The organism is Acidobacteriaceae bacterium (assembly GCA_035944135.1).
Lineage (GTDB): Bacteria > Acidobacteriota > Terriglobia > Terriglobales > Acidobacteriaceae > Granulicella.
In genome coordinates this window covers 768,767-793,166 of sequence record DASZBM010000010.1, presented here as the reverse complement: position 1 = coordinate 793,166, position 24,400 = coordinate 768,767, and the positions used below count along the sequence as shown (strand labels likewise).

Genomic DNA, 24,400 nt, shown 5'->3' with positions numbered 1-24,400 from the left:
AGTTTGTGGTTTTCGCGAAGGGGTACCCCCTCCCCCTTTTCGCGCAAAGTATTCATTCGAGGAGAGTTAGGCTTGGACTTTAAAGTATCTGTTATCAATAGTTTGCCGCAAAGTATTGATAACAAATGGGTAATCCACGCATGGCGGACGCACTCTTAAGGCGAGTGCGAGGAGTGCGTCCTGGTCAGAAGTTGCGGAAGCGGCCGGCGGTGAGCAGGCGGAGGATGAGGGTGAGGATGACGGCGCCGATGACCGCGATGAAGACGGTGTAGAGGAAGCCCCCAGTGCCGGCGTAGCCAAGCGTGATCATGATGAGGCCGCCGATGATGGCACCGATGATGCCCACGATGATGTCGACGATGGGGCCGAAGCCCGCGCCGCGCATGATCTTGCCGGTAAGGTAGCCGGCGATGAGGCCGATGACGATCCAGACGAGCAGTGAGTGCGTGCCTTCGGTGGACTGGATGTAGCGGCTGACGTCTACGTGATGGACGGGGTGTTCCACAGTGTGTATCTCCTGTAAAGGCTTGCCAGACAGTAAGTTCAGAGTAGGAGAGGAGCGCTGCGGGTTGCGCGGACGACGTGATTTTGGAAAAGAGTCAGCGCGAACGGCCCCTGGCATCGACTCGCCAGATCGCTACGAGCGTGTCTCCACGGACGACGTGGTAGAAGTCGTAGAGGTTGACGGTCGGATCGCAGTGAGGCGCGGTGAGGATGACGCGGTCGCCGATGCCTGGGAGCGGATCGGCGTTTGAGAGCAGCGCGCCGTGCTCGTCGCCCATGAACTGGTATTCGGTTTCGGGCGGCATGCCGGCCAGAACCCGCGGAATTCCGCCGTCGGTGGCGAGGGCTTTGTAGCCTGCGTCAACGGTTCGCATGCCAGGTGAGTTGGCGCTGATGATGCGGACATCGACCATCAGGGCGAATTCGAACGGCGGGGTTTTGTCGCCAGAGGGGTTGCCGGTGAGGTCGCAGTCGGCGTACTGGCTGTCCATGAAGATGTAGGAACCGACCTGCAGCTCGGTGAGTGTGCCGAGTTCTGCGTCGATGCGGTGGGTTCCGGTGCCAGCGCCGGTGATGACGGACGGAGACCCGCCCGCGTGTTTCAGCGCTTCGATGACGGTGCGGAGATATTCGGACTTCTGCTGAATGACCGAGCGGCGTTCCGCAAAGCTTTCGACGTGCTGCTCGCGGCCGCAGTAGAACTGCACGCCGCTATAGACCAGCGACGGATGTGAGGCGATCTCGTGAAAGAGATGAACAGCGGCTTCGGGCGAGGCGACGCCGGTGCGGTGGATGCCAGGGTCGATGTCAATGAGCACGCGCAGGGGCTTGCCGGATGCGCGTGCGGCCCCGGCGAGAGCTTTCGCGTTTGCCGGATGATCAACGACGCACATAAGGCCATTGGTGCGAATGTTGAGGTCGATGAGGCGGTGGATTGCGGGGACGGAAACCACGGGAGATGTGAGGAGCAGGCCGTCTCGTATGCCACCGTCGGCCATAGCCTCCGCTTCGCCGAGCTTCGCGCAGCAGAATCCGATGGCGCCGGCGTTGCGCTGAAGCCGGGCGATTTCGACGGACTTGTGGGTCTTGGTATGTGGCCGGAGAGCGAGGCCTTGCTTCGCGGCCCACTGCGCCATTGTCGTGATGTTGCGTTCGAGCGCGTCGAGATCGACAACAAGGACGGGGGTGTTCAGGTCGCGACGGCCGCCCTCGCGACCGATCAGATGGCTATGCATTGTTTCGTCTGTCATAATGTGTTGCCGGAAACCAAAACGTCTTCGCTGATGGCTCCTTCATTGAGTATCCGCGCTGGCGGGAGCTTATCCTACTCGCGATGATGCCGCGGCGAATGGGCCACGTAACTCTATCGGGCTCATAAGCGGGCTACATGCCCCGATCGAAGGTTGTCGCTCGTCGGAGGAATCTCGTGCCAAAGATTCAGCTAGCGATTCAAGGGGGCGGCGCGAAGATTGCATCGTTGCTTGCGGTGGGAGCGGCGATTCAGTCTTTTCCAATCACAGACCTGGAAATTACCCGTTTAGCGGGCACGTCGGCGGGCGCCATTGTGGCTTGCATGCTGGGCGCCGGGATCGATATTGACGACTTTTCCATGCGGCTCAAGCAAAGCCTGGGAAAGGAACTCATCGCAGGTTTTGAGATGCCTGGAATGATCGGGATCGGCCGTGTTCTCTCGACGGGCAAGCCTATCTGGTCCCAGAAGAACCTGGAGAAACTTCTAACCCAGGAATTTGCGCGCAAGAAAGTAACCTTCCTCAAGGATATTGCTAAAAATTTTAATCGCCCGGTCCTGGTAATGGCTACCGACCTTAGTGAAGCCAAGGCTGTGCCCGTGTCGGAGGATGAGCGGATCGGCAAGGCACTCATGGATTCCTGCGGCATTCCTTTTTTGTTTCGCACATGGAAACACGAGTTAGTCGATGGAGGCATTGCCGAGAATTTTGCTGGGAGTTTCCTTTCGAAAGATAAGGCTATCTATGGACCTGTTCTTGGTGTTGTCTTCAAGAATCAGGATACGTCCGGTGCAGCTCCATCCTCTCTGAAGTCTTTCGCTGCGGCTTTGCTCGACACGGCGATGCGCAGCGCGACCGCAAAATCGCACGACAGTCTAGGCTCTCCGTTTTTGTTTGAGATTGACACTGAGCTTGACACGTTTTCTTTCGAACAGGCACTCGGAGACGGTCTTGGTGAACATTACAGACGATTGAAGAGCGACGCTATCGATTGGTTCAGCGACTACATCGCCGACCCGGATGCAGCTCTCGGCGACATCTGGAGCCGCGAAAATGTAAGCACCATGACGAAGCTGGCCCAGATGTATCGCACTCAACATGCAGGGCAGTTCATAAAGTATGAGCAATGCGTGATGGAAGTGTTTGCGCACAGCCTGAAGGATGAAGACGCGCCGGATGTCGTGCAGTACAAGACAACATTCCGGACTATGGCGGACCCGCTGTACTGTCATAAGGTTGCGCTGACCGAGTCGGAGGGAAAGTCAGCCTTCCGGAGATCGTCGTGGCACCTATTCGAGCAACAGACTGGACATTTGATCGGCGTCTCGTTCGTTCCGATTTTGGATTCGCAGACCTCGGCGGACCGCGAGGTGCTGGCGTACTTCGAGGTGGTCCTGCCTAAAAATTCTGGCCCTTACACGCTTGTGATCAAGGACTCAGTGAAAGGCCTTTTGAAGAGTTTCAAAAAGAAGAAATCTGAAGAGTTCAGGATGCAGCCGAGCCGGACGAACCAATCTATCGACGAGATTTCGATCGCACTGCACGTTCCCGACACGACACAATATCAAAACCTGAAGTTCGTACCTCTTCCCGGTGCATCGCCGGGGGGACCGATGCCGCCTGTTGAGTTGAGGACGTTTGAATTGCAGGCGCCGCCCGGATTCCGGACGGTTGGCTGGAAAGGTGTGAACGTGCCTGCCGGGTACACATTTGGTCCCGACGCTACCTTTTGAAGGAGGGGTATAATACAGTGAGTAGCCAGGAGAATCGTATGGTTCGCGTGGGCGTGTAAAACTTCAAAACATCGATATCGTAAAGAAGCGGACCGTTTGCGGTCCGCTTTGTGTTTCTGGCGGTATTGCCTCACCGCTTTTGGGGGCGGCACGCGAGCCGGAAACGTTGGGTTCTAAAGGGCTTGACTTCGGGGAGCAGAGAGCAGAGGATGGGCTGCCTGCGGGCCCTGACTACAAAAATTGAGGCGAAACAATGAAGCGTATTGCTGTTAGCGTTTGGGCAATTGCCTGTTCAGTTTGCTTTTCCCTTCCCTGCCTGGCGCAGGCCAACCCATGGAACGGATCGTGGAAGATCGATCCCTCGACGGTTAAGTACGATGGGCCGACGTTCACTATAACGACCGCCGCTGATGGCTATGTTGTGACGCGACAGGGCAAGCCGGGGCCGAAGACGGTATGCGACGGCAAGCCGCATAAGGATCCCACCGATGGCGCGATGGTGACGTGCAACAAGGTTGGGTCAGGCTATGTGGTGGAAGTGAGCAATAACGGAAAGCGGACGAACAAGGTCACGACCAGCGTGTCCGGCAACATGATGACGCGAAAGAATGAAGTGTTTCCAGATGATGGGAGCAGCCCGTTCACGATGACCAGTGAGGCGAAGAGGGTTTCAGGCGGCCCGGGAATAAACGGCGAGTGGAAGACGGTCACCATTAGGGAGTCGCAGGATAAGGGCATCCTGTCGATCCATGTGAACGGAAACGAGGTGGCCTTCAAGGAGACGGACAACGACAAGCCCGTGATGCTGAAGCTGGACGGAACACCCGTGAAGTTCATGGGCGGGACGATGTCCGTGAAGGCGGATGGTCCGCACAAGCTGATCGTTATTTATGCCGGCGCGGATGGAAAGACGCGGCGACACAACACGTTCGAACTGAGCGCGGATGGTAAGAGCCTGACGGAAACGGATGTGACACCTGATCCTTCGCCGTCGACGACGTCGATGAAGTTTCACAAGATGTAGCGGCGGGAACTTCGATTGAAACGCCCTCGGGAGCGCGTGCTCTCGGGGGCGTTTTACTGTGGCGTAGCGGCGAACGCGGCGTGCTTGAATATCTGATTGATGCGCCTAGGTTGGGCGTCTCTCCAAACGGCCCCTGACAAAAAATTGAAGAAGGAGATCAAAGGATATGCGTTTGAAGGCTTAGCGGAAACTCATTGCTGGTGCTGCTTGCGGAGGGCCCTGGCGCGTTTGGCTTGCTCCTTGTCCCGCTTGCGCTGCAGCTTTTGAAGGGACTTCTGATATTTTTGGGCGCTCTTGTGCTGGTGCTTGTAGTCGGGGTGGGCGTTGCTCTGGGCAAGAGCGCGGGCGGGCAGCGACACGAAGAGAGCGAGCAGCAATGCGCAGAAGACAAACTTTCTCACGAGCTCTCCGACCGAGAAGTGGTTTTGGCGGAATGGTACACCACGAGGGTTTCCGAGCCCTACTCATCGCGATGTAAGTGCGATGAGTAGGGCGGCGATGTGACGCTACTTCGTGCGGTCGTAGACGAGGGTTTGGTGGGCTTCTTTGCCGTCGGGGGACTTGGCGACGCACTTTTCAGTGAACTTTTTCTTGTCGGAGCTGAGCTCGAAGTTGCAGGTCTGGATGGTGCCGTCGGGGTACTTCTCGACGCTGACGTCGGAGGAGGGGTCGGTGCTGTAGGTGGCGCCGGCCCAGCCGGTGAAGGGGTGAGGCTTGCCGTCTTCGGCGCCGCTCCAGGAGGACTTCACGGTTTTGCCGTCAGCGTCGACCATGGTGTCGGTCCATTTGCCCCACTTGTCGGTGTCGGTGATGAGGACAAAGGTGTCGCTCTTCATGGAGACGCCGCCGCCGAAGTCGGACTCGCCGAGGTTGAGGGTCCAGGTGCTGTGCCCGGGCAGGTGGGTGTGGGCGGCGAAGGCGAAGGGTGTGAGTGCGGACGAGAGAACGACAACGGCCACACGACGGACGAATGTGAGCATGGGCTCTCCTTGTGCGTGCAATGGAATATTTCAGCTGGGCCGAGGGACGCTCCACTATACGGCTTGGGGTCCGTTGGGGAAAGGCAATTCAGTGTGTGGATGTGATGAGGGTCGCCATCCTTACGTGACAGGCGAAGGCTCGCTCTGCTGAGCCAACCGCGCCGCTCGCCTGGCTCGGATTCGGCTGACGATCACGGTGGGGAAAGAGCTTAAGAGAAGTGTCCATAGCGCTACGGGGCGTACTGGGTGAAGACCATGTCGCGAGCCTTTTCGCGGGCGTGGCAGGGGAAGCAGGACTTCATAGCCGCTGGCGGGTCGGGTTTGCCATCCTTGAAGGTGCCGAAGCCCCAGCCGCCGGTGGCGGCGTACTTGTGTGAGTCCTTGATGAACTGGATGTTGGTGGGGCTGCCGGGAGTGAAAGATTGGGCCTGGCCAAAGATCTGATTGTTCTCGGCGTTCGGGGAGTGGGTGTAGTGTAAGGCCGCGATGATGGTGCCGTTGGGAAAGGGGAGGGTTTTAGAGCGGTAGGCTTTGATGGCGATGTCGTTGCCCAACATCGCGCCCAAACTGTTGAGGCCGCCGGCCTCGTGTGCCACATTGATGAACCTGTAGTCGCGGTATCCGGCGGGCATTTGGGTGACGTACGCGGGATTGGCCTGGGCGTTTGCCTGTTGCGGTGGGTTGGGCTTGTGGGTGGCGATGCCGGCGATCGATGCGGTTGCGAGCAGGACGAAAGCGATCGGTCTCATGGGGGCTCCTTCCTATGGCGGCGGTTGGCGTGAAAGGCCCTGATTGAGTCGAGCGTGTTAGCCAGAATGCCCACTCACACGCGACGAAACCGCGTGTGGGTGAGGCACCCGGGGATTGAAAGCCCGAACTGATCGCATGATCTTGACCGGTCCCAGGAGGCCGGACGGCAACAGAGGAGAGTCAGCGCCGTAGAACTTCATATTCGTATATGTGTACTTTTTGGTTGCGTCGGGCTGTTGATCGCCGATCAACCGGTTGACCCAGAGATTGGTCACTTTGATTTCCAGCACGTTGGTGCCCGGCTTTATTATTCCGGTCACGTCCACGCGGAACGGTGGCTTCCAAAGGATCCCCAAGTATCTGCCGTTCACGAATACCTCGGCAATATTCTTCACATCGCCGAGATCCATCCATAGCCGCGCACCAGTGTTGAACCACTTCGCTGGAGCCTGAAGTGATTTCGTGTAGGTCGCCGTACCGGAGAAATATTTCACTCCAGGATCATTGCTCTGTGTCCAGGGCACAAGGTTTTCAAAGTCAGCCTCGGCCGGCGCGCCTCGGCCTGATTGAAACTGCACCTTCCAAGGCCCATCAATGCCGGCCACGGTGGTCTCCATCGGAAACGGTATGTTTCGCGATGGCACGTCTGCGTTCCTGCGAAACACTACGAACACAGCTTCGTTGGGGCCAAGGCGGAGCGGAACGATCGTGCGATTGTCTGCGACGCGGAAAGATGCGGGTTCGATTTTGCCGGTATCGGCATGCCATAACTCCGGAGCCTTGCCTGCGACGCGAAATGCAGCATTAATTGTCTCGGCTCGGTTGTTCCTGTTATTCACCCAGTAGATCTCGCCGTTAGAGATGCGGCGGTGCGTGAAGAACAAGTTTGTGTCGGGTTGTCCTTCACCGATTTGGAAGTCCGGCGTCACATTCAGCTTTCGCAGTGCGTCGGCGAGTGTTTGTCCTGCAAGCACTCGGCCCTTGCCATAGCTGTGGTCGCCCGTTCCTGAGCCGAAGAGTTGATCGGCGATCGTTTTGAATTCGGCCTGGTCGTCGCTCAGGCTGGGACTATCAATGGGCATGGGGCCCACCAGGACCGCGCCATCGTTAACAAGCTCACGAAGCTTCCGCAGCACTGGCAATGTCATGCGGCGCGTACTTGAATCGAGCGCGAGCACACGATAGCTGGTGCCTCCCGGAGTTATGAGCCGGCCGTTCTTCACGCTCAGGCGATGCAGGACAACGTCGCTGTTGACGTAATCGAAGTTGTAACCTGCAGGCACCTCGGGCCCCTGGACAGCGAAGAGTTGAGTAATGTTGGCGTCCTGACCATAGAGATAGGCGACGTCGGCCACAAACTTGCCCTGCTGGAGCAGATACGAACTCCGGGCCAGGTAAGTCATCCAGGGTTTTGCCAACTCCGCCCACGTGTCATGCCGATTGAACCACTGTCCGTACATTCCGAGCCCAAGCCCTGGGAGTTTGTCATCCAGCGGCTGGTGCACCGAGGTGTGAATCACAAATCGGTTGAGGCCGTCCGCCAATTCCCTGTCGGCGGCCGGCTTCAGGGTTTCGGGCGTCCACGCCCACGGTCTCTCGCCCGTCGTGAACGATTCGGCCGCTACAAGGTTTTGCCCGTAGATATGCGCCACCGACGCCGACTCGCGGATGTCGGCATCGCGGGTGGGACCGGCATCCGGAACCCACATCGCGCCCATCGGGATATCAGCGGATCGCTTCACTTCCATGCCATCGGCGATCAATGAGCGGCTTTGCTCGTGCGACTCGGAGTAGCGGCCCATACCCCGCGCATGCAGGAGGTCGGTCAATTGGTCGTAATGGTTCTCTACGACAAGATCGGCCAGGGTCTGGCGAAAGTCGTAAAGAAAGCGGTCGCTTGCCTCAGAGCTTTCGACGACATGGCCGGTGAGCACTGGTAGCCATGGAAGCATGTCGTAGCCTCGATGCGCTTTGAACTGAGCGAACATGTCGTCCGTCCAGTTCTGAGTTCCATCTTCCCAACTATCGGTAACCACATACTTCAAGCCGCGCTTGCCCATCAGACCGCCGGTGGCATCCGTGAAGTTATCGAAGAACCTCTGGAAGTATTCCCTGACGTATGTAGAGCTGAGCTTATCGACCTCGAGACCGGTGGCCTCCGGTTCAGCGGGGTTATTCATTATGCCGATAAGTGAATAGCCGAGTCGCACGACTTCCCATCGTCCCGGCGGCGGGGTCCAATCGAGTGTGCCGTCGGAGTGCATTTTGGCTGTTAAATCGATGACATCGGATTTCCGGATCGCGTCTCCAGCGGCGGCCGGCGGCGTTGCGACAGAGAGTAAGTTGCCTTCTCGACCGAACGCCGCTTTTGTTTCGAATCGATTAATGGGCATGTCGGATCGAAGGGCGAGTTCAGAGATGCGCGCTCCGACCGCGGAGGTTTCTGTCGGAGGTGTTTTGAAAGTGACACGAAAGAATTTCGCAGTCACTGGAGGAAATGCAATCGTGCGTACTGGAAATTGTGCCAATGCCCAGGGAATGTCGGCGACGAAATGAAATTCCTTCCCATCGTCACTGGCCTCGACGGCCGGGCGGGTTAGAGCCATAACCCGGCGCTCGTCTCCGTTTTTGAATATGAAGGCGATGCTCAGTCCGCAGATGCGTTGCGGCTTGGAATATTCGAATTGAATCCAGGACGATTCATTGGGCGGCGCTGCGGGTAGCAATGTCGCCTTTGTGAGATCGCCATCCGTCAGGCTTGCCAGATCGAACTGGCCGCCGCTCGATGCAATCTTCGGCAGATCATGAGGCGGCGTGTCGTTCGGCGGCAGACGATACGCAAATACAGCGCTATCCGCGTAGAAGTCCGGCGCCTTCCTGTTGGAAGGGAGATCTTGGAACGGGCCCGCGTTCGACGGTGGGCTCTTTAAGACTCCATGAAACGGCTCGCCACCGCTGATCTCGGTCTCGGACCACACATATTTCTTAATCGCGTGCGCAGGCAGCACCCACGAGCCACCGGATAGGTTCCATCCTGCGGAGCTCGCAACCCCCTCCTCCAGGCCCAACTGATCAGCCAGTGTGGTTGCGTATCGGAAGGCGTCCTTCCACTCCGGTGTCATGTAGACCAACCGTTTCTGAACTATTTGCGGCGTGCCCAAAGACGCATCGAAGTTCTGGAAGCCGCCGATGCCGACACGGTTCATCCATTCCAGGTCGGCTTTGATTCCGTCTTTCGTGACATTGCCGTTCATCCAGTGCCACCAGACCCGCGGCTTTGCGCTGTCGGGAGGCTGCTGAAATCCACGTGCAAGGTAATCGTCCGATTTCTGTCCTGGAGCGATGCTCGCTCCTAAGAGAGCGAGCATCACTGCGACGAGGCCGCGTCTTACTGCACTGCTGATGGTCCTGCGCTGAAGTTCTCGGATGCGAACTCCCTTCTGAGGTGCGTCAGTTGAAGGCTACCTGGAGATTTTATCGATGACCAAGGCGTGAGAAGCTTTGCGGACATACTCTTTGCCGGTGACGGTTACGTGTTCGCCGGCAAAGGGCATCAATCTGGGATTTTGCGAGGAGGAGGGGGTTTTGCTGTCGATGGGCAGGAAGATGGTGCCGTCGTCGCGAAGGATGACGAGTGTAGAACCATTTTTTGCGCATGCCTTGGCGCAGGCTACGCCGATGGGTTTGTCGAGACCCTTGGTGTAGGCGCATGCCGAATCAATGACCCAACCGGAGACCGTGATGTTGGTGCCTCCATCCGCCGCGAAGGCGAAGCAGGCTGCTCCGATGAAGATCGCTGCCGAAAACGCGCGCAACACGCTGTCGCGGGTGACGCGGTTCCATGCCACTTTGATCATGGTTCACCTCGCGGCGATTGTAGCGCGGATGAATCGGGGCGAGCTTTCAGGCGCGGGGGCATACCCCACTCATCGCGATGAAACTGCGATGAATGGAGCACCCTGAATGGGACCTGATGAGTGGGCCAATCGCTCGCGGGGCGGCAGCTACTGCTTGTCGTAGACGGCGGTCTCGGAGACCTTTTTGCCTGAGGGGTCGGTGGAGTGGAGGGTGACGGTGCGGGTCTTGCCGTCCGCCGAAACGACAACGCGACCGGTGGTGGTGACTTTGCCAGCCTTTTTCATGGTGATGGACAGGGTGTGAGCGTTGACTTGGGTGTAGGCGCGCGTGTCATCCATCGATGAGCCGGTCATCGGATAGTCTTTGCCATCGAACTTGCCCGTCCACTCGGTGTGAGTCGGAGTGCCGGCGACGGTGCCATCGGTGGTCACTTTGACATTGTCCCCCTGGGATTCATAGGTCACGGTGTCGCTCTTAATGGCTCCGGCGGGGATGTGGGACTTAGCTTCGTTGAGTTTCCAGGTGCCGTCCATCGGGCTCTGGGCAAACGATACAGCCGCTCCGGCGAAGACCAAGGCCGAAGTAAGGATTAAAGCTCTTACCTTCATGTTTTCTCCTTTTGATTCGAGGCGAAATCGGGCCCTGTTCTCCAACAGCGGAGAACTATACACGTTGCGATCATGGGTCACGGAAAAATTTGGCGAGCACGGCGACCCGGAGGTTCGGAGTCGAGTGGAGAGTTAGAGTGAGTGGGCACCTCGTGGGCCATCCGCCGATTTCAGCGCAGATGACGCTGGCCGGTGGTAGCTCTGAACGGACGCTTCCTGCAAACACACATCTCGGTAACCGAGATGTGGGGGCACCCGATTTTTGGGGATTGGGCCAGATGTCGGCCACCCGCGTTGGTCGGCTATGGAGGAATGGGGATTGGGCCGGAGGCTCGGGAATTCTACTTCCCACCGTGTGGGATAGGCACTCTGCTCCGTTATATTTACCTCAACTCAATCAGCTCATAAGCAGGCCCCTATGGCATCGGCAAATATGCAGGTGAGGTTGGCCACCCTCGAAGGCGACCTACGGTCGGTTCAAGGTTCGCAAAACTTCATTCGGATCAGAAACGACAGCAGCCTCTTCAATTCCTGGGTCCAAGCACAGCAAATGGCTTCGCAGTGGCTCTCTCGCATTAAGCCATTGCTCGCCAAAATGGACGACTCCTTCTTGCAGCCCCTAGAGGTATTTTCCACAGCTGTCGTGAATATAGGGGATGGCGGAGGCCTGAGGCCTAACGAAGCCATCCGAGATGCGATATGGAGAGCAACTTCTGAATTCCAGCCACAGATGCCGCTCCTTGCGTTCAGAATCTTGGAGCAATCGGGCATTCTGGATTTTTCCGAGCAAAGCCTTGCTACGTGGAAGACCGATGCAATGGCCGCGGTTCAGAAGTCAGTTGAAGCGGCTAAAGTGGATGTCGCTGGAATTGTCGTCGACGCACGCGACGTTTTGAAGGCGACGGCTGTTGAGGCGGGCAAGGATTTCGAACTCGCCAAGGAGAGAGCCAGCAGGATTTCTGTTGACAGCGCTGAACGCCAGTTCATAGACGCGGCCAAAGTGCTTCGCAAGAAAGCGACCATTTGGGCTTCTTTGGTCGTTATCCTCTTCGTCTCTCTGGCTATCGCATTAGCTTACTTGTTTAACCATCCACCAGCCCTAATCAACTCGATTGAAGCTGCACTTGCGCCGGGCAGCAAGACAAGTGCCTTGCCGGTCTCGGTGCCCTTGTTGCTGGCCGCTAGCGCCTACTTCACCGGATTGCGACTCGCGTTGGTTGGCGTCTTGGGAATTGGACTGGCATTCAGTTTGCGGATGACGCGAGCCTATTTCCACATGATCGAGCACAACCAACACAAGTTGAGGGTGACACGGAGCATCGAGGCGTTCGTTGCCGCTGTGCGGACTTCTGAACAGAAGGACCTTGTGCTGAGCAAGTTAGTAGAATCGGTCACAGAGTTTGGTGACTCCGGAATATTGGGCAAAGAGGAGAGTCCGAACGGCTTACCGTCGGTCGTTTTTGAAGCGATAACAAAGAATTTCAATAAATCGGAGTGACCCGTCCGTACAGGGTTCGCTGATTCAGGATTGTGTTAGTTCGTCTTCGCGGCGCCTTGCCCGTCCGCGATCAGGCCCGGAATAGATAAAGCAGCCAGCGTTGAACCACCGCCGGCTGCTTTTATGAACTCGATGCTTTGGATCTTGAGGAATCAGCGATGGTAGTGTGGCTGACCAGTTTGATATCCGTTGTGGTCGGGGCCTTAATCGGAGTTGCGCTTGAGCCAGCGAAGAGTTTCCTACTGGAACGTGTGCATATACGAAGAATGCGTCACGATTTGTACATCGAGCTCGTCAGAAATTTTCTGGCGATTAAGAGGCTTGGCGCGGATCCAGAGAGTTCTTTTTCGAAGCATTGGTTCGAGCTTATGAACTTCCCTGTCTGTGCTTACTATGAGGAAAAGGACCTCTGCCTATTTCTTCGTTTGGCCGATGCGCGTGGCATTCAAGGACTAATTAAATTCTTTACGATACAGAAGGCCGACTTAGTTTCGGGCAAATCAAGTTTAGTGGACGTCCTAAAACTTCTTTTGAGCTATTACGAATTAGCGACCAAGAGCGGCGGCCTCGATCGAGGTTTCTTTACTGTGTGCCTTAAGAAGGAAGAAGCCCGACAAACGGATTTGAAGATGCGAATTGCTGATCGGCGGCAATAACATGCCAGTTAAATTCGTGAGGCCAGAAGACGCAATCGCCAGATCATTCCACCGTCACACTCTTCGCAAGATTTCTTGGCTGGTCCACGTCGCAGCCGCGGCGGACGGCGATGTGGTAGGCGAGGAGTTGGAGGGGGACGACTTCGAGGATGGGCAGGAGGAGCTCGGGGGCGGCGGGGATTTCGATGACGTGCTCGACGAGCTGGTGGATGTGCTTGTCGCCTTCGGTGGCGATGGCGATGACGCGGCCGCTGCGGGCGGTGACCTCCTGAATATTGCTGAGGGTCTTTTCGTACTTGAGGACCGAGGCCGGGTCGGCGGGGTCCTTGGTGGCGATGACGACGACGGGCAGGGTTTCATCAATAAGAGCGTTAGGCCCGTGCTTCATCTCGCCGGCGGGATAGCCTTCGGCGTGGATGTAACTGATCTCTTTTAATTTGAGCGCGCCTTCGAGGGCGATGGGGTAGTGGATGCCGCGGCCGAGGAAGAGAAAGTCGCGCGCGGTGGAGAACTCCTTGGCGAGGTTGGCGCAGATGTCGTCCACGGAGCGGAGGACCTCTTCGATCTTGCCGGGGATCCTGGATAGCTCTGTCGCGAGGTGGAGGGATTGCTTGTCGGTGATGGTGCCGCGGACCTGCGCGAGGTGCAGCGCGAGCGTGAAGAGCGCGGTGAGCTGCGCGGTGAAGGCCTTGGTAGAGGCGACGCCGATCTCGGGGCCGGCGTTGGTGGTGATGGTGCCAGCCGCGAGCCGCGTGACGGCGGAGCCGACGACGTTGCAGATGGCGAGGGTCTTTGATCCTTTGCTGATCAGCTCTTGTTGAGCAGCAATCGTGTCGGCGGTTTCGCCGGACTGGGTGATGAGCAGGCCGATGGTGTTGGGATTGGGGATGGGGTCGCGGTAGCGGTACTCGGAGGCGTAGTCGACGTCGACGGGGAGGCGCGCGAGGCGCTCGATCATGAACTTGCCGGCGAGGCCGGCGTGCCAGGAGGTGCCGCAAGCGGCGATGGTGATGCCGGCGGCGGCGCGGAGGTCTTCGTCGGAGACGGACATGTCGCCGAGGTGGACGCGGCCCGTGTCGAAGGAGACGCGGCCGAGGGTGGTGTCGCGGACGGCGCGAGGCTGCTCGTTGATCTCCTTAAGCATGAAGTGCTTGTAGCCGGCCTTTTCGGCCTGGATGGGGTCCCAGGTGATTCGCTGCGGGGAGAGTGTTTTTGCGTTGCCGTGGAAGTCGGTGAGGGCGATGCCGGAGGTGGTGAGGGTGGCGACTTCGTTGTCGGCGAGGAAGTAGATGGTGCGGGTGTGGTGGAGGATGCCGGGGACGTCGGAGGCGAGGAAGAACTCGCCGTCGCCGAGACCGAGGACGATGGGCGGACCCATGCGGGCGGCGACCATCTTGTCAGGCTCGTTGGCGGAGAGCACGCCGATGGCGAAGGCGCCGGTCATGCGGCGAGCAGCGCGGCGGACGGCTTCTTCGAGCGGGAGCTTGGAGGCGTGGCCGTCACCGACGATGGCGACGGACTCGTTGGCGTCAGTGAACTCGCCGTGCTGGCGGGCGTGGTTCTCCAGCTCGTCCTGGATGAGGTGGGCGATGATTTCGGTGTCGGTTTCGGAGGCGAAGGCGTGGCCCTTGGCCATGAGCTCGTGCTTGAGCGTGAGGTAGTTTTCAACGATACCGTTGTGGACGACGACGAGGGTGCCGGAGCCGTCGCGGTGCGGATGGGCGTTCTCCTCGGTGGGGCGGCCGTGCGTGGCCCAGCGGGTGTGGCCGATGCCATAGGTGCCGTGGACGGGATCGCGCTGGAGGATGGCGTCGAGATTGCGGAGCTTGCCGGGTGCGCGGCGAAGCTGAAGGCCCTCCGGGCCGCCGGCGACGGCGATGCCGGCTGAGTCATAGCCACGGTATTCGAGACGGGCGAGTCCCTCCATGATGACGGGGACGCAGGGTTTGGGGCCGATGTAACCGACAATTCCGCACATATTAAGGATGAGTGTAGCTGGCGGGGGCTCTGTGGAGAGTGACGGCCGGGTGCGCGAAGGTAATGGATGAGGCCCATGCACCAAAAGAAGGGCCCCGCTTGCGCGGGGCCAGGTCTGCAAAGAGGACACGGAGGCTAGAAGTTGAACTTGACGGCGGCCTGGAAGATTCGTGGGCCTTCGCCGGTGGTGGAGGTGACCTGACCGAAGGTGCTGGAGCTGGTGGTGGCCGTCGGAGTGCTGAAGTAGGGATGGTTGAGGAAGTTGAAGGCTTCGAGTCGGAGTTGCAGCGCCATGGCCTCATGGATTGCGAAGATGCGGCTGAGAGAAGCGTCGGTCTGGATGTAGTTGGGGCCGCGGTAGGAGTTGCGGCTGACGTTGCCGAACGTGCCGTAGCCGGGGCATTGCAAAACGTTGATGGTGGAGGAGCCGGGCAGCGTGGGGCAGCCGGCGGTGACGCTGCTGAAGGCGCCGATATTGAGGTACTGCCGATTGGCGGGGGTGTTTTGCGAGCGGATTGCGTTGTGGGTGTAGACCTGAGCTCCGGGGACGATGTTGGGGCGGTCGGCGCCGCCGGAGGTGAACGAGTTGTCAACGCCGGAGGTGACGGTGAAGGGCGCGCCGCTGGTGATATGGACGATAGGAGCAATCTGCCAGCCGTTGACGATCATGCGGGCGGCTCGATTTTCCATGTGGAAGCGGGACTCCGCAACCATGGCGACATTGAAGATGTGCCGGTAGTCGGAGCCGCAGGGGCCGTAATCGGCGCGCAGGTTGAACGGCTGCGAGGCGATGCTGGTAGAGATGTCGCCCTGAGCATCCTGCACATTGAGGCACTTGGACCAGGTGTAGTTGGTGAGCAGGCTGAACGTTGAAGAGAGGCGATGCTGCAGGCTGGCGACGAGACCGTTGTAGTTGGCCCAGGCTTCGTTAATGATCTGCCCGGAGCTGGAGCCGCCGCCGCCACCGGCGTAGAAGTTACCCTGCACGGGGTTGATCTGCACGAGGGTACCGCGGGAAACGGTGTTCGCGGTGGTGGAGCAGGGCGTTCCGGCGGCACCGGGCTTCGCAGCGGCGGGGCCGGTCTGCACGACGCCAGCGCAGCCGGTGCCGTTCGGTCCCCAAACGCCGGGGATGAAGTTGATCGGATTGAGCGGGACACCGAGCGGCAGGCGCCTGGTCTTCGACCCGATGTAGTCCAGTTGCATCTGCCAGTCGTGCGCGAAGCTGTGCTGCATGCTGGCCGTGTACTGCAAGGTCTGGGGGGGATGGAAATCCGAAGGAAGCGCGACCCACTGCGACTGTCCGTAGAACTTGGCACTCGTAGCCGTGGGGGGGTAGGGGGCCGGGTATGGGGATCCCTGCACAATTCCTGTAGACCACGGATTGGTAAGGCTGATAGGTCCTGTGTTGGAGCCCTGGGTTTGCTGTACGTTGGGCGCGAAGGGCGGATTCTGCGTGTTGCGGTTACCGGTGTAGAAGTTGGGGTGGTCGTAAGTGAACTCGAAGCCACCGCGGAAAACGGTTTTTCCATTGCCCTCGGGGTCGAGGGCTAAGCCGAGGTTGGGAGCGAACTGATACGGGTTGTTGCTGGTGAAGTTGCCAGGAACTCCGGGATCGCCGTAGAAGAGCGAGCCCGCGGGTGCCGTGGGGAAGACGGTGCTGGTCTGGCCTGCCTGGAACGCTGCCATGCTGAAGATGGAGCCGCGATGGAAGTAGTCGTGCGGGAAGAAGTTGGGTGCCCAGCGCAGGCCCGCAACGACGGTGATTCGCTGCGTGGCGTGCCAGGTGTCCTGCGCATACACCCCGGTGATGGGGCCGCGGTAGGCCTCCTGCTGTTGCGTGCTTTGATTGAATACGTTCTGGGTGCCGAAGAGGAAGTCGAGGAGAGGCTCGCCGATGGTGTTGCCGCCATTGGGGCCGGAGCCAGAGTAGTTGCCGCTGGTGGAGAAGTTGCCGTTGGAGTTGTAGCCGCTACGGAAGTTCAGCTGGTTGCGAACGAACTCGCCGCCAATGACGAGGTTGTGTCGGCCGCGAACGAGCGTGATTTCGTCGGCAACGCTGAGGGCGTTATCGTTGATGACCGCCGCGATGCACGTACCGCAACCAAGAGTGAAGCGGTTGGAGATGGTGTCGTAGAAGCCGGCAGGCGAATACTGAAAGACGTTGATGCCGAAGGCAGTAGCGTTGGGTACCGCGCTGTTGTAGCCCCGGTTATTGCGGATGCGCCACACGGTGATGTGCGCGGAGTTGACCGTTTTGGAACTAATCGCCCAGTTTTCACCGAGCGTGAGGCTTTGGGTACGCTCGAGGTTACCGGCCTGCGTGGTGAAGAGCAGGTTGTTGTCGTACACGCCCGGCTGCTGGTAGCCATCGATGAAGTAGCGGCCGTAGAAATTGTTCGAGGGGTTAATGTTCCAGTCCACGCGGGTGACGAACTGGTTGTCAGCAGTGCGGGTTGGGACGGTGTACGTGTAGGTGCCGCAGGTCTGGTCAGTAGGCGTCGGAATCAATTTCAGGATGGCGAGCGCAGAAGCGTTATAGGTAGGCGGCGTGGGGTACTTGTTGCCCGGGATAGGGTTGCCCGTGAGCGGGTCGAGCAGGTTGACGCCCGTGCTGCTGCAGCTGTCGCTGGTTCCCTTCACCGGGTCGGTTACGGAGAAGTCACCGGCGAGGTTGGCGGCCGTCGGCAGCCGCACTGAAGTAGGCGATGAGGATTGCGACGCCTGCAGGCGTTGATATCCGGCGAAGGCGAAGAGCTTGTTGCGGCGGATGGGTCCACCGAAGGTGCCGCCGAACTGATTCTGATGCAGGGAGTCCGGAACCGCAGAGAAGAAGTTGCGCGCGTTGATGTAGTTGTTCCGGAGGAACTCGAAGACGTTGCCGTGATAGTTATTGGTGCCGGAGCGGGTGACGGCATTCACCTTGCCGCCGGAGTTGATGCCGTCCTGTGCGCCAAGGACGCTGGCTTCGACTGAGAACTGATTGAGAGCGTCGGGGAACGGAAAGGGCATGTTGATATTGGCCGTGTAGTTGGTGTTGTCGCCGCCGTCCAGACGCCAGATGGTGCTGTTGCCTTGGCCGCCGTCGATGGAGACGGAGATCGTCTGGTAGCTGTACTTGGAGCCGGTGAAGTCGCCACCAGGAGCGGGTGTGGTCCCGCCCGCAAGCGCGATCAGGCCGGTGACCTGGCGGGAGGCGGAGTTGAGCGGGAGTTCAGCGATCTGGCGCTCGTCTACGGTCTGCTTGAACTTGGCATCCTCGGTCTGGAGCGCGAGGCCTTCGGCTTCGACGGTGACGGTCTGCTCTTCCTTGCCAAGAGCCAGATGGGCGTCGATGTCGATGTTGGATCCGACCTCCAGGACGTTGTGAATCTTGGAGTAGGTCTGGAAGCCGGTATCGGCGACGGTCAGCGTGTAGGTGCCAATTGTGACATCGGGAAAGTCGTAGGCGCCGGCGCTATCGGTCTTGGCGGTATGGATGACGTGCGTCGACTCTTCGGTGAGGGTGACCGTCGCTCCGGGCACAAAAGCTCCGGAGGGGTCGGTGACCACGCCCTGAATGGTGCCGGTGCCGGCGACCTGGGCGTTGAGCGGCTGCAGGGTGAGAGCGAAGAGGGTGAGGGCAAGGGATTGCAGAAGGGTCGAGAACCACTGCTTGCGTGGGTAGAAAAGCGTCATACATCGCCTCCGAAAGGAACGAAATGGCCCGCCGTCTTGTGTGTTCTGCGCTTCTTCGGGCAAGCACTCACGAGGAGCGCCGGGCGACGAACGATTCGACCCCATTTCAGTTGAATCGGTATGACTACATACTGCGCAGATCTCAGTTCTAGTTTTTCTCGAAAATGGTGCGCTTGCAGGGATTTTGCTGTCAAGAGGCAAGTGTTGTTCTAGGTATCAAGAGGGAATCATGGGAGCGGCTGCCTGACAGATCTGCCGGCCGGGGGCGAGCCGGCTGCGGTCGTTGGGCTGGGTCGCAAGAAGCTGTTTGACAGGTACGTGTCTGACAGGAAATAATCCCCGCGGTGATCAGCCCTGATATTTTCCAGGTTCCGGAGAGAAGCCCGGAATGGATTCTGTGGCTCGGTTACTACATACGCTGGCGGCACAACTGAAAAGACAGTGGCTATTTCTGCCAGCGTACGTGCGGGTTTTCAGAACGGAACGTGTTCCGATATTGAATTCTTTCGGCAGTACTAAGGAGCAGTGACATGCAAACAAGTGGGCTAATGGCACGGCTGGCGGCGACGCTGGCGACGATGCTTTTGTGTCTTACAGGATTAGGTCGAGCGCGGAAATCAGGAGTGCGGATGGTTTTGCGCGCTCTGGTTCTGGGACTGCTGATTACGGGGTTCGCAGGACATGCCTTCGGACAGACCGAACGCGGCAGCATCGCGGGGCAGATTACGGACGATACGGGTGCGATTCTTCCCGGCACGGTGATTTCGATCAAGAACGAAGCGACCGGAGTCGTGCAGACGGCGAAGACGAACTCGGACGGAAACTACGTCTTTCAGGATCTGAATCCGGGCAGCTACACGATCGTAGTGGACCGCGACGGGTTCAAGAAGTCTGAACGCGTACACACCGTGGTGGACGTGAACCAGACGAACCAGCAGAACATCAGCCTGGCGATCGGCGCGACCTCGGAGACGGTGGAGGTGACTACCGGAATTCAGCAGCTGCAGACGAGCACTGCGACGCAGGGACTGGTGGTCGAAGAGAGATCAATTGAGGAGTTGCCGCTGGTTTACAGCAACCCCTTCACACTGGAGACGCTGGCGCCCGGGCTTCTGGTTTCCGGCGTGAATCCGAACATTCACGCGTATGACAGCAGCACCGCAACGGTCTCGGTGAATGGATCGGTGCTGAACTCAATCGAATACCGGCTGGACGGCGCGCCGGACAACCGCATCCGGCTTTCGGCATACACGCCGAGCACGGAGTTCATCGGTCAGTACAAGGTGGAGACTTCCTCGTACGACGCGACCGAGGGACATTCGTCGGGCGGCTTCGTGAATACGTCGCTGAAGAGCGGAACGAATCAGTTTCATGGTGTGGCGTTCGGTTCGTATCAGAACCCGACGCTGAACACGAACTATTGGCATATTCCGGGATCGTCTGCGCCAGCCAAGGCATCATGGATGCGCGAAGGCGGTGCAGTAGGCGGACCCATCAAGAAGGACAAGTGGTTCTTCTTCACGGGCTATGAACACAGCCAGGCTGCAACGCCGAACGTGCAGCTGCTGACGGTGCCGAGCAAGGCAGAGCGCGGCGAGACAACGAGCGGCTACTACGACTTCTCGGAGCTGTATGCTCTGGATCCTTCGCATCCGGCGGGCGTCACGAACAAATATCAGCTGTACGATCCGACGTCGGGAGTAGTGACGACGGGAGGCGCGTGCGGCAGCGGCAAGACGTGCATAGTGCGCACGCCGATTCCCGGCAACCTGATTCCCGCAAGCGCAGTAAATGCGATTGCGCTGGCGGCGCTGAAGTATTATCCGGAACCGAATACGGCGCCGAACTCGCAGGACGGCGGCAACTTCTCGTACTCGAAGGCGGAGCCGGATCACTATTACGCATACATCGTGCGGAGCGACTTCAACATATCGAACAAGCAACAGCTTTATGGCCACTGGGTGCAGAGCCGGCGTCTGCAGCCTGCGAAGAACACGTACTTCGCCCCGGTGAGCGGCACGTCTTTGACCTACCTGAACAAGGGCATCGCGCTGGGATACACGTTCACGATCAACCCACAAACGGTTCTGGAAGCGCACCTGACGTGGACGCGCTTTGTGAATCAGAACACGGTGACCTCCCAGGGCACGTTGAGCCCGACCTCGATCGGCATGCCTTCGTACCTGGTGAACGGGCTTGGGCCGGACGCGCAATCGTTCCCGCGCATCGACATCACGGGCGAGACATCCCTGAACTCGGACAACGGCGTGCTTTCACACGACGACGTCACACTGGGTTCCGTGCAGGTGAGCAGGCTGTGGGGCAACCACTTCGTGCGCATGGGGTATGAGTACCGCATGTACGACACGAATGCGGGCATCACGACGCAGGGGAACGGCCGTTATCAGAACAGCGGCGCGTATGCGACGGCAACTTCGTCGACTTCGGCGCAGTCGATCGGATTCGGTCTCGCACAGTTCCTGTACGGGTTGCCGAACTCCTCCGCGGTCACTATCAACTCGGATCTTGCTTCGCGCTCGAACTACATGGCGGAGTGGGTGCAGGATGACTGGAAGCCGGTCCCGAATCTGACGATAAACGCCGGTCTCCGCTTTGAATACGAGCGGCCGAACAACGAGCGCAACAAGAAGGCGAACACGTATTTCGACTTCAGCGCGCCGAACCCGGCGAATGCATCAGCGGCAACGGCGTATAAGGCAACTGCGATCCCGAACCTGCCGGCGCCAATGCCTTCCAGCCTGCCGACTACCGGCGGCCTGCGGTTCCTTGGCGACCCGTCGACTCCGCTCTCGGGCAATCAGGACTATCACACGCAGATCATCAATATGCTGCCGCGTGTGGGCCTGTCCTATGAGTTCGCGAGGAACACGGTGGTTCGCGCCGGCTTCGGCATCTTCGACGATTCGCTCTCGACGTTCTATCTGTCGGGCGGAAACTCGGGTTCGACGAGCACGTTCCTGCTGCCGCAGCAGGGCTTTACGCAATCAACTTCAGTGAGCGGAATTGCCAACACGGTTCCGGCGACCGGCAGCACGTACAGCTATGAGGGACCGAACGGCGGATACTCGCTGGCGAATCCGTTCCCGAATGGCATTCAGCAGCCGACCGGCAATTCGCTGGGGGTTGAGACGTATCTCGGCCAGGCGGTGACGTTCCAGCCGCTGAATCCGAAGACGCCGTACAACATGCGGTGGAGCCTGGACATCCAGCGGCAGATAGGCGCGTGGCTTGCGGACGTTGCATACGTCGGCAACCATGGGCTGCACCAGCCGGTTCAGCAGGAGTTCAACGCGATTCCGCGCCAGTATCTGTCGACCTATACCGGCGGCTACGACGCGAACGAGAACACAGCGATTTCAACCTCGGTAACGAATCCGTTCTATGGGATCGCGCCGAATACGGTGACGCTCGGCTCCTCGAAGACCATCGCGGCGAACCAGTTGTTGAGGCCGTATCCGCAGTTCACCAGCGTGTCGGCGTACTCGACGATCGGTACGTCCATGTACCACTCCCTGCAATCGCAACTGACTCGCCGCTTCACGAATGGCGCCAGTTTGACGGCGGCGTTCACGTGGTCGAAGTCGATGGACGCTTCGCAGTTCCTGAACGTCAGCGATCCGACGCCATGGTATGGCCTCTCGGCGAACGATCGCACGTTCCGGTTTGCGACCAGCGGTATCTATCAACTTCCGTTCGGTCCGGGACGCACCTTCGCGAATAGCGGCGGAGTAATCTCGCAGATCGTGGGCGGATGGCAGGTGCAGGGCGTCTACCAGGTGCAGAGCGGCGAGCCGCTGGAGTTTGACGGACCGTCAACGCAGGCGAGTGGAACGACTCTGCCGGTGTACCTCGGACCCGGTCAACCAGGAAGCTCGGCATGGGGCCGTCCCGGCTTCAAGGCGAGCACCACCCGGACGTGGTTCAACACGGCGGACTGGGCGACGACAACGGGCAGCAGCACGGCCACGGGCCAGCAGCCGGGACTGTACGGAACGCAGTATCAGATCCGTACTCTCCCGCTCCGGTTCGACAATCTGCGCGGCGACTTCATGAACCAGCTTGATGGCGCGGTGCAGCGCAACTTCAGCCTGTCGAAGCTGTATGAGCCGATGGCTCTGCAGATCCGGCTCGACCTGATCAACGCGATGAATCATCCGGTGTATGGGGGCAGCGGCCATAACAGCATGGTCGTTACCGACTGGACGAGCTCAACGTTTGGGCAGGTGACCGCGCAGGAAAATCAGCCACGTATCTATCAGTTTGAGGCGTTTGTTCGCTTCTAAAAAGCTGAGAGAGAAAACCGGAATGGGCGCCCACTCGGGCGCCCATTTTGATTTTTCGGCGCAAGAAATTCTGCGCGTGTAAGGTGAGTTCTGTGCGCGAGAGAGGGCGAAAGATGCAGACGGTTACGCGAGGCTTCGGGGTTGCAATTGTTGCGGCGGTTCTGTCGGGCGTGGGTTTTGCGCAGTCGCTTGACGATGGCGGTGGAGCGTACAAGACGGGACAGTATCGTGATCTGTTCGCGGAGCGCGGACACTCGACGGCGGAGACGCACGCGAAGATCGAGGCGGCGTTTCAGCAGTTCTTTCACGGCGATCCGCAGACGCAGTCGGTGTACTTCGAGAGTGGGAAGAATGAGAACGGGCCGCTGGCCTACATCACCGACTGGGCGAACAACGATGCGCGCACCGAGGGCATGAGCTACGGCATGATGATCGCCGTGCAGCTGAACAAGAAGCATGAGTTCGACGCGATATGGAACTGGGCGCACACGTACATGCTGATCACGGACCCGAAGAATCCGAGCGTAGGGTATTTTGCGTGGTCCATGAACACGGATGGAACGCCGCGATCGACGGGCCCGGCGCCGGATGGCGAAGAGTACTTTGTGATGTCGCTGTACTTCGCGGCGAACCGCTGGGGCAATGGCAAGGGGATCTATGACTACCAGGCGGAGGCGGACAGGATTCTGCGCGGGATGCGGCATCATCCGGTGCTGAGCGGCACAGGGCCATTCCGCATTCATCCGCAGGATCCGCCGTTTGTGATGCCCGATCACCCATGGCCGAGCCCTAACGAGACCGCGCGCGAAAAGGCCGCAGCGCAGGCAGCGGCCGACGCCGCCGCGAAGGGAGAGCCTGCACCGAAGCCGCCGGTGTTTCCAAGACCGCGCGGGCCGTGGACCGAGACCATCGGGCCGATGGTGAATGAACAGCACACGATGATTCTGTTCGTGCCCAACGTGCAGAATCAGACCACAGATCCCAGTTATCATCTGCCCGCGTTTTATGAGTTGTGGGCACGGTGGGGTCCAGTTGAGGACCGTGCCTTCTGGGCGCACGCGGCAGAGGTAAGCCGCGGATTCTTCGCGAAGGTTACAGGCCCCGAGACTGCGCTAACACCGGACCGCGCGAACTTCGATGCGACGCCGGCGATGGGATGGGACCACAAGCCGGTTGAGTTTAGCTACGATTCGTGGCGCAGCGTGAGTAACTGGTCGGTGGACTACTCGTGGTGGAGAAAGAGCGCTGAAGAACCGGTGCTGAGCGAGCGTTATCAGCGGTTTTTGATTGGCCAGGGCATTGACCGGTTTGTAGACCGGTATTCACAGGATGGGAAGCCGATGTCGGAGCGGCACTCACCAGGGATGGTGGCGACGGCTGCCGTCGGGAGTCTGGCGGCGAGCAAGGGCAAGGATGCCAATGCGTTTGTGGATGCCGTGTGGGCGATGCCGATGCCGTCCGGTGAGCAGCGCTACTACGATGGCATGTTGTACCTGATGAGCATGATGCATTGCTCGGGCGAGTTTCGGATATGGGGACCTGCGCAAGCGAGCAAATGAAAGCGTCGCCTGTGTTTGCGC

16 protein-coding genes are annotated in these 24,400 nt (G+C 59.1%); 6 read left to right on the top strand and 10 right to left on the bottom strand.

The features are described from left to right. Nucleotides 1-184: 184 nt before the first annotated feature. A complete protein-coding gene (locus VGU25_17700) occupies nt 185-505 on the bottom strand; it encodes a GlsB/YeaQ/YmgE family stress response membrane protein (GenBank protein ID HEV2579044.1) in 321 nt (106 codons plus the stop codon). Between the two features lie 94 nt (nt 506-599). Further along, nucleotides 600-1,754: a DSD1 family PLP-dependent enzyme gene (locus VGU25_17695; GenBank protein HEV2579043.1), complete on the bottom strand. Its 1,155-nt coding sequence runs from the start codon at nt 1,752-1,754 to the stop codon at nt 600-602. Nucleotides 1,755-1,930: 176 nt separating this feature from the next. Here VGU25_17695 and VGU25_17690 point away from each other — a divergent pair, with 176 nt between their 5' ends. Together VGU25_17690 and VGU25_17685 are read left to right on the top strand one after the other, a co-directional pair. Then, complete coding sequence (locus VGU25_17690; GenBank protein HEV2579042.1) at nt 1,931-3,487, top strand: patatin-like phospholipase family protein; 1,557 nt, start codon at nt 1,931-1,933, stop codon at nt 3,485-3,487. Nucleotides 3,488-3,740: 253 nt separating this feature from the next. Beyond that, nucleotides 3,741-4,511 carry a hypothetical protein gene (locus VGU25_17685; protein ID HEV2579041.1) on the top strand — a complete coding sequence of 257 codons (771 nt, stop codon included), beginning with the start codon at nt 3,741-3,743 and terminating at the stop codon, nt 4,509-4,511. A 191-nt stretch (nt 4,512-4,702) separates the two neighbouring features. Here the strand turns inward: VGU25_17685 and VGU25_17680 are convergent, their stop codons facing one another. The 6 genes from VGU25_17680 to VGU25_17655 form a co-directional block, all read right to left on the bottom strand. Next, nucleotides 4,703-4,912: a hypothetical protein gene (locus VGU25_17680; GenBank protein HEV2579040.1), complete on the bottom strand. Its 210-nt coding sequence runs from the start codon at nt 4,910-4,912 to the stop codon at nt 4,703-4,705. A 105-nt stretch (nt 4,913-5,017) separates the two neighbouring features. Beyond that, on the bottom strand, nt 5,018-5,491 hold the full coding sequence (locus VGU25_17675) for a hypothetical protein (protein HEV2579039.1): 474 nt from the start codon (nt 5,489-5,491) through the stop codon (nt 5,018-5,020). A 230-nt stretch (nt 5,492-5,721) separates the two neighbouring features. Next, a complete protein-coding gene (locus VGU25_17670; GenBank protein ID HEV2579038.1) occupies nt 5,722-6,240 on the bottom strand; it encodes a cytochrome P460 family protein in 519 nt (172 codons plus the stop codon). Nucleotides 6,241-6,297: 57 nt separating this feature from the next. Beyond that, entirely contained in the window at nt 6,298-9,609 is a 3,312-nt protein-coding gene (locus tag VGU25_17665) for a glycosyl hydrolase (protein ID HEV2579037.1), read from the bottom strand. Between the two features lie 93 nt (nt 9,610-9,702). Beyond that, the gene (locus tag VGU25_17660) at nt 9,703-10,098 is read right to left on the bottom strand and encodes a hypothetical protein (GenBank protein ID HEV2579036.1); all 396 of its coding nucleotides are present in this window, start codon (nt 10,096-10,098) and stop codon (nt 9,703-9,705) included. 147 nt (nt 10,099-10,245) lie between these two features. Then, a complete protein-coding gene (locus VGU25_17655; GenBank protein HEV2579035.1) occupies nt 10,246-10,707 on the bottom strand; it encodes a hypothetical protein in 462 nt (153 codons plus the stop codon). Nucleotides 10,708-11,125: 418 nt separating this feature from the next. On the opposite strand from VGU25_17655, the gene VGU25_17650 reads away from it, so the two are divergent. Both VGU25_17650 and VGU25_17645 read left to right on the top strand, forming a co-directional pair. Continuing rightward, nucleotides 11,126-12,205, top strand: a complete 1,080-nt coding sequence (locus VGU25_17650) for a hypothetical protein (protein ID HEV2579034.1) — start codon at nt 11,126-11,128, stop codon at nt 12,203-12,205. Between the two features lie 137 nt (nt 12,206-12,342). Then, on the top strand, nt 12,343-12,861 hold the full coding sequence (locus VGU25_17645) for a hypothetical protein (GenBank protein HEV2579033.1): 519 nt from the start codon (nt 12,343-12,345) through the stop codon (nt 12,859-12,861). 43 nt (nt 12,862-12,904) lie between these two features. Here VGU25_17645 and glmS read toward each other — a convergent pair whose 3' ends face one another. After that, nucleotides 12,905-14,839, bottom strand: coding sequence for a glutamine--fructose-6-phosphate transaminase (isomerizing) (gene glmS, locus VGU25_17640; GenBank protein HEV2579032.1), 1,935 nt, complete (start codon nt 14,837-14,839; stop codon nt 12,905-12,907). Nucleotides 14,840-14,973: 134 nt separating this feature from the next. Further along, entirely contained in the window at nt 14,974-18,516 is a 3,543-nt protein-coding gene (locus VGU25_17635; protein HEV2579031.1) for a carboxypeptidase-like regulatory domain-containing protein, read from the bottom strand. A gap of 629 nt (nt 18,517-19,145) precedes the next feature. On the opposite strand from VGU25_17635, the gene VGU25_17630 reads away from it, so the two are divergent. Together VGU25_17630 and VGU25_17625 are read left to right on the top strand one after the other, a co-directional pair. Beyond that, on the top strand, nt 19,146-22,820 hold the full coding sequence (locus VGU25_17630) for a carboxypeptidase-like regulatory domain-containing protein (protein ID HEV2579030.1): 3,675 nt from the start codon (nt 19,146-19,148) through the stop codon (nt 22,818-22,820). A gap of 113 nt (nt 22,821-22,933) precedes the next feature. Continuing rightward, nucleotides 22,934-24,379: a glycosyl hydrolase family 8 gene (locus VGU25_17625; GenBank protein HEV2579029.1), complete on the top strand. Its 1,446-nt coding sequence runs from the start codon at nt 22,934-22,936 to the stop codon at nt 24,377-24,379. Nucleotides 24,380-24,400 lie beyond the last annotated feature (21 nt).